Origin of the sequence: Herbaspirillum sp. C9C3, assembly GCF_013359625.1 — a bacterium.
Taxonomy (GTDB): domain Bacteria; phylum Pseudomonadota; class Gammaproteobacteria; order Burkholderiales; family Burkholderiaceae_D; genus Herbaspirillum.
Genome location: NZ_JABFMQ010000061.1, coordinates 1 through 1,163 on the forward strand (window position 1 = coordinate 1; position 1,163 = coordinate 1,163).

Below are 1,163 nucleotides of genomic sequence, written 5' to 3' on the forward strand. Positions count from 1 at the left end.
GTACTGGGCCAGTTACCCGAAGTGTCAGGGTGCCGTATCGTCGATGTGGCAACACTGTCCGATATTGCGTCTGCCGACAATCCTGGTCTGGAAATCCATCCAGAACAGCTGGCCTACGTCATCTACACCTCCGGTTCCACCGGCCAGCCCAAGGGGGCCGCGAACCGTCACGGCAGCCTGTACAACCGGCTGGCCTGGATGCAGGCGGCCTGTCAGTTGGGTCCAGACGACCGGGTACTGCAGAAGACGCCCTTCGGTTTCGATGTCTCGGTGTGGGAATTCTTCTGGCCCTTGATGACCGGTGCCGAACTGGTCATGGCCGCGCCCGGCGAGCATCGCGACCCGGCAAGGCTGGCAGCGCTGATCGATCAGGCCGGCATCACTACCTTGCACTTCGTGCCGTCGATGCTGCAGGCTTTCGTCAACGACGGCCACGGTGCGGATTGTCCCGGCCTGCGCCGCGTGATCTGCAGTGGCGAGGCGCTGCCGATGGAATTGCAGCAGCAGACCCAGCGCCAGTTGCCGCAGGCTGCCTTGATCAACCTGTATGGTCCGACCGAAGCAGCCATCGACGTCACCCACTGGACCTGCCAGCCGGATGACGAAGGCAATAGCGTACCCATCGGCCGCCCCATCAGTGCCACCCGGACCTATGTGCTGGACGCGGCATTGCAGCTGGTGCCGCCGGGCGTGGCCGGGGAGTTGTACCTGGGCGGCGTGAATCTGGCACGCGGTTATCTGAACAAGCCGGGACTGACGGCCGAGCGTTTCGTCGCCGATCCGTTCTCCGACAACGGGCAGCGTCTGTATCGCACCGGGGACCTGGTGCGCTGGCGCGAGGATGGGCAATTGATGTATCTGGGTCGGCTGGATCATCAGGTCAAGCTGCGCGGGCTGCGCATCGAACTGGGCGAGATCGAGGCCGCCTTGCTGGCGCAAGCTTCGATTCGTGAAGCAGTGGTGGTGGCGGTGGAGGGCCAGCGACTGGCGGCGTATGTATCGCTGCAACAGGGCCATGGACATGACGAGGCGGCATTGAAGACGGCGCTGGCCGCGCATCTGCCCGAGTACATGGTACCGGCCATCATCATGGTGCTGCCGGCGCTGCCCCTGAACACCAATGGCAAGATCGACCGCAAGGCCCTGCCGCCGGTGCAGATCAG

General features: G+C 64.1%; 1 protein-coding gene. It reads left to right on the forward strand.

The features are described from left to right. Positions 1 to 1,163, forward strand: a 1,163-nt coding sequence (locus HNO82_RS22065) for an amino acid adenylation domain-containing protein (protein WP_175345153.1), incomplete at both ends; no start/stop codon positions are given.